The following is a 3896-nucleotide window of genomic DNA, read 5'->3' as shown; positions in this document are numbered from 1 at the left end:
CGGCGGGGCGGCCCGCGGCGAAGACCCCGAACGGCGCCGCGCGCATCGCCAGGCCGTCGCTCCACGCGTGCCGGTGCTGGGCGGAGATGGGCGCGGCCAGGCCCCGGCGCAGGTTCTCCAGGGTGCCGCGCTCGCTGAAGCCCGCGCCCTTGAACGGCCCCTCGTCCCGGTCCGCGATCCACGTGTGCCAGGCCGCCTCGACGTCGGCGATGGTGAGGGCCGCGCCCTTCTCGGCGAGCAGCAGGCCGGAGAAGATCGCGTACTCGGTGTCGTCCGTGCCGGCCGGGTTGTCGGCGACGAACCCCTCGATGCGGCCCCAGCGTTCGCGGATCTGGGACGGCTTCATGTTCTCGGCGGGCGCACCGATCGCGTCCCCGATGGCGAGTCCGAGGAGCGCTCCCCGGGCCCGGTCCCGCAGGGAGATCGCGCCGGGTGGCTGGGGCTGGGGGACCGTGCGCAGTCTGCGGGGGATCGCGGTGCCGTCCGCGGGGGTGTCCGGGTCGACGCTGACGCTCATGGTGTGTTCGTGCTCTTTTCTGGGGTCGTGCTCGAGGCGGTGCCCCGGGGGTTCAGCGTTGGTAGCGGTCGAGGATGCGGTTGCCGTCGTCCGCGAGGCGCTTGCGCAGTTCGTCGATGCCGAACGCGCCGTTGTAGTACTCCTGGTAGGCCGGGGTGGCGATCTTGTCCTTCCACTCCGCGTAACCGCGCACCCCGAGCACCGGGGACGGCCGCAGCGTCGCGGCTATGTCGGCGCCCGTCTTCCAGCCGTTCTTCGCCGTGGTGAGCGACGGGTCCTCAAGGGCCTCGGTGCTCGTGGGCAACAGCCAGTCGCCGCGCGCCAGTTGCACCTGGTGGCGCGGCTGCGTGAGATAGGCGATGAAGTCCGCCGCGGCTTGCTTGTGCTTGCTGTCCTGGGAGACGGAGAGGGTCTGCGGGGCCGTGCCCTGGGCCAGGCCGCCCGCGCCGGACGGCATCGGCAGGACGGTCCAGTCGAAGCCCTTGGGCGCCTGCTGCTGGACCTGCTGGCGGTACGAGAAGTTGAGCGGCAGCATCGCGTAGCGGCCCGCGAAGAAGCCGGGCAGCGTGTCCGACCCCGACATGCCGAGGCCCGTCCTCGGCGCCGTGCGGTCCTTGTTGACCTGCCGGTTGATCAGTTGCGCCACCGCCGAGTCCGCGGCGTCGTACCGGATCTCGTTCTTGCCGTCCTTGTCCTTGTAGAAGATCTTGCCGTCGGTGGACAGGGCGAGGTTGACGGACTGACTGACCGGTTCCTTCATCGACCAGGCCACGCCGTAGGACTCCGGCTTGCCGTCCTTGTTCTTGTCGTGCGTCAGCTTCTTGCTGACCGCCTCGAACTCCTGCCAGGTCCACGGGTGGCGGGCGGTGGGGATGCGGACGCCGGACTGCTTGAGGAGGGTGGTGTTCGCGACCAGTACGCGCGGTTCCTGGAGGAACGGGACGCCGTAGGTCTCGTGGTCGTACGTGGTCGTGTTCCAGGAGGCCTCGGGGATGTCCTTCTTCAGGGACTGCGGGAGGAGGCCGGAGAGGTCGGCCAGGTAGCCGCCGTTGGCGAAGTCCGTGAGGTCGGAGGCGTCGTCATGGATGATGTCCGGCGCCTCGCCGCCCTCGAAGGAGGTGAGCAGCTGGTCGTGGATGTTGTCCCAACTGCCCTGTACGTACTTGACCTTGACGGTGTCGTGGGTGTCGTTCCACTGCTTGACGAGCGCCTTGTTCGCGTCCACCGACTCCTTCTGCCAGGCCAGGCTGAGGAATTCGAGGGTGACCTTGCCGCCGGCCGTGTCCCCGTCGGAGCCGGCGCAGCCCGCGACCAGGGCGAGGGCGAGCGCGGTGGTGGCTGCCGCGGTGTACTTCTTCGTGCGCATCAGCCCTTCACCGCCCCGCTGAGCATGCCGCCCACCAGGCGGCGCTGGAGCAGTGCGAAGAAGACCAGGCTGGGGATGGTGGCGAGCACCGAGGCCGCCGCCAGCGGGCCGAGGTCCGCGACGCCCTCGGCGCCGAGGAAGCGGGTGAGGATGACCGACATCGTCTGGTTCTCCGGGGACTTGAGCAGCACGAGGGCGAAGAAGAACTCGTTCCAGGCCGTCACGAAGCTGAACATCAGCGTCGCCACCAGGCCGGGGGCCAACAGCGGCAGGACGACGCTCGTGAGGGTGCGCAGGCGGCTCGCCCCGTCCATCGCCGCCGCCTCTTCGAGGGAGGTCGGCACGGACTTGACGTAGCCCTGGAGCATCCACAGCGAGAAGGGCAGGTTCCAGACGACGTACACGAGGATCAGGCCCGGGATGCTGTCGATCATGTGCAGGTTCTTCAGCACCAGGAACAGCGGGATGATGACGAGCACGAAGGGGAACATCTGGCTCACCAGGATCCAGACCGTGCCCGCCTGGCTCACGCGGGACCGGTACCGGACCATCACGTACGCCGCGGGGACCGCGATCGCCACCGAGATCACCGAGGCGCTGACCGCGACGATCAGGCTGTTGAGCGCCGAGTGGAGCAGCGGCTGCGCGTCGAAGGCCGCCCGGTAGTTGTCCAGGCTCGGGTGCTGGGGGAGCCAGGTCGGGTCGATCGAGCCCAGTTCCCGGGGCGATTTGAAGGACGTCGACAGGAGCCACAGGAGGGGGAAGGCCAGGAAGACCAGGTAGCAGAGCAGGGCCACGTACTGGCCCGCCCGGCCCGCGACCCGGGGAAGTGCGGTGCTCGCGCTCATACTGCGTCCTCCTTGAGCCTCTTGCGCAGGAACAGGGTGAGGAGGACCGCGATCACCGCGACCATGACCAGGCCCATCGCGGCGGCGTATCCGAACTGGCCGTACTTGAAGGCCTCTTCATAGGCGAAGAGCATCGGCAGGCGCGTCTGGCCGCCGGGTCCGCCCTGTGTCAGCACGTACACGAGGCCGAAGGAGTTGAAGTTCCAGATGAAGTTCAGCGCGGTGATGGACAGGACCACCGGCTTGAGGGCCGGCCAGGTGACCGTGGTGAAGCGGCGCCACAGGCCCGCTCCGTCCAGCTGGGCGGCCTCGCGCAGTTCGTGCGGCACGTTCTGCAGCCCCGCGAGGAGGACGACCGTCGTCTGGGGCATGCCCGCCCAGACGCCCACGACGATCACCGCGGGCAGCGCGTAGGACAGGTCCGAGAGCCAGTCGATGTTCTCCGTGGGCCCGTGGATCACGCCGAACTGGGTGAGCGTCTTGTTCAGGATGCCCGCGTCGGGGTGGTAGACGAGACGCCACATGATGCCGACCACGACCTCCGGCATCGCCCAGGGGACGAGCGCGAGCGTGCGGGCCAGCCAGCGGAAGCGCAGGTTCTGGTTGAGCAGCAGGGCGAGGCCCAGCGCCAGCACGAACTGCAGCGCCGTGACGCACACCGCCCAGGTCAGGCCGATGCGGAACGACTCCCAGAACAGGCCGTCGTGGCGCAGGTCCAGGAGGTTGTCCAGGCCGACGAACTGGGTGGGCGAGGTGCGGCCCGCCTGCGAGTCCGTGAACGCCAGCGAGACGCCGTACAGGAGCGGGCCCACGCTGAGTATCAGGATCGGGATCAGCGCGGGGAGCAGCAGGAACCAGGCGCCCCGGTCCAGACCGAGCACGCGCTTGCGCTCGTCCGGTGTGCGGGGCGGCGGTGTGCCGCGACTGCCCGGGACGGCACTGTCCCGGGAGGCGGTGAGACTCATGGTGCGAACCTCGTAGCTCTCAACTGTCGGGCGCCGCCCGGCCCGTGGAGGCGCGGACGACGAGGCGGGGAGGGGCGGTGCTGCTGTGGGGGGCGGGGGAGCCCGGGGCGCCGAGGCGCTCCAGAAGCAGTTCGGCGGCGCGCCGGCCGCGCTCGGTCGAGCCGAGGTCGACGCTGGTCAGCGGGGGCCAGCCGGCCTGC

General features: G+C 69.8%; 5 protein-coding genes. All 5 read right to left on the bottom strand.

The window, feature by feature from the left end:
- The coding region (locus G3I40_RS20180) for an ADP-ribosylglycohydrolase family protein (RefSeq protein ID WP_239091837.1) at window positions 1-517 on the bottom strand (517 nt) is incomplete at its 3' end.
- 52 nt (window positions 518-569) lie between these two features.
- Window positions 570-1883, bottom strand: coding sequence for a sugar ABC transporter substrate-binding protein (locus G3I40_RS20175; protein ID WP_164303541.1), 1314 nt, complete (start codon window positions 1881-1883; stop codon window positions 570-572).
- Window positions 1883-2731 carry a carbohydrate ABC transporter permease gene (locus tag G3I40_RS20170; protein WP_164303540.1) on the bottom strand — a complete coding sequence of 283 codons (849 nt, stop codon included), beginning with the start codon at window positions 2729-2731 and terminating at the stop codon, window positions 1883-1885. The genes G3I40_RS20175 and G3I40_RS20170 overlap by 1 nt, the downstream gene beginning before the upstream one ends.
- On the bottom strand, window positions 2728-3696 hold the full coding sequence (locus G3I40_RS20165; RefSeq protein WP_164303539.1) for a sugar ABC transporter permease: 969 nt from the start codon (window positions 3694-3696) through the stop codon (window positions 2728-2730). Before G3I40_RS20165 ends, G3I40_RS20170 begins: the two co-directional genes overlap by 4 nt.
- 19 nt (window positions 3697-3715) lie before the next feature.
- Window positions 3716-3896 (bottom strand): substrate-binding domain-containing protein (locus G3I40_RS20160; protein WP_164303538.1); only part of this gene is annotated, 181 nt, incomplete at its 5' end.

It is taken from the genome of Streptomyces sp. SID14478, assembly GCF_010548525.1.
In the GTDB taxonomy this organism is placed as follows: Bacteria; Actinomycetota; Actinomycetes; order Streptomycetales; family Streptomycetaceae; genus Streptomyces.
Note: the sequence above shows the minus strand (reverse complement) of the source record. Positions and strands in the feature narration are given on the sequence as shown.

Excerpts from the sequence above, each read along its gene's own strand:
- G3I40_RS20175 (WP_164303541.1), bottom strand. The coding sequence starts at position 1,883 with ATGCGCACGAAGAAGTACACCGCGGCAGCCACCACCGCGCTCGCCCTC.
- G3I40_RS20170 (WP_164303540.1), bottom strand. The coding sequence starts at position 2,731 with ATGAGCGCGAGCACCGCACTTCCCCGGGTCGCGGGCCGGGCGGGCCAG.
- G3I40_RS20165 (WP_164303539.1), bottom strand. The coding sequence starts at position 3,696 with ATGAGTCTCACCGCCTCCCGGGACAGTGCCGTCCCGGGCAGTCGCGGC.